The sequence below is a fragment of the Bartonella sp. CL71SXKL genome (assembly GCF_042194935.1).
Classification (GTDB): domain Bacteria; phylum Pseudomonadota; class Alphaproteobacteria; order Rhizobiales; family Rhizobiaceae; genus Bartonella.
The window spans coordinates 1-932 of sequence record NZ_JBHINI010000089.1 but is presented as its reverse complement, the minus strand read 5'-3'; the positions used below and the strand labels follow the sequence as shown (position 1 = coordinate 932).

Here is a 932-nt window from a genome sequence, read left to right as displayed (position 1 = left end):
AGCCAATTGCGTAAACTAGAGCGAAAACCATGGGGGCAGGCATCAATCTTATTCTCTCTCATATACTTTGCCATACAACTATCAGCAAGGGGACCGCGACCGGTAGCAGAAAAAAAGAAATCATTGCGAGAGAACAAGCGCGCTTGTTTTAAGATTTCTAATGCCTCTGATGATAAGGGCACACGAAATTCTGTTGTAGCATCACGCAAACCTTTCATATTTTCAGCAGGGATAGTCCAGATATCTCCATCAACTTGATCTTTATGAATATGACACAAAGGATTGGTACGAACCCCTGTCAGAATAAGCAAACGCAAAGCCAGTTGTGTTAAGGTTGATGCTTCGCAAAGTGTTTTATAAAAGGTAGGGACATCTCTCCAATCCATAGCTGGTAAATTTTGTGTTTTATGACGTTGTTTACCTAAGAGCGCGCGTGCTTTTTCTGTTGCTTGTAAATCAACATTCAAACCCAAGGCAGCCGCATGTTTGAGACAAAGATTAAGACGGGTAAGAGCTCTATTAGCTGTTCCAGCTTTTGAATGCCAAATAGGGGCAAGAACATTGCGTATCTCTGTTTGTGTAATCTCAGAAACAGGCAGACAGCCTAATTTAGGGAGAATATGTAGGCGTAAAGGTGCAAACCAATTCCCATCTTTACCATCCCCTTTTAACTCAGATTTCCGACTTTCAAAAGTATCTAAAGCAATATCTTTTAAGTAATGAAGATTGCTTATTGCCTCACGCTTTTGTTTATCGCGTTCTTTAATAGGGTCACGACCCTCATGCAAAACAGAACGCCATTGATTTGCTAATTCACGGGCTTTTTTTAAAGAAACATTTTGCAACGCACCCAAGCCCATTTCACGGCGCCGACCATGAATGGTATAGCGATAAATCCATTGAGCACCTCCATCTTTACGCTTATGAAGTAA

Annotated in this window: 1 protein-coding gene; it reads right to left on the bottom strand. The window is 41.2% G+C overall.

The features are described 5' to 3' along the window. Window positions 1-932: tyrosine-type recombinase/integrase (locus ACFILA_RS09620; RefSeq protein WP_375661135.1), on the bottom strand; the 932-nt coding region annotated here is incomplete at both ends.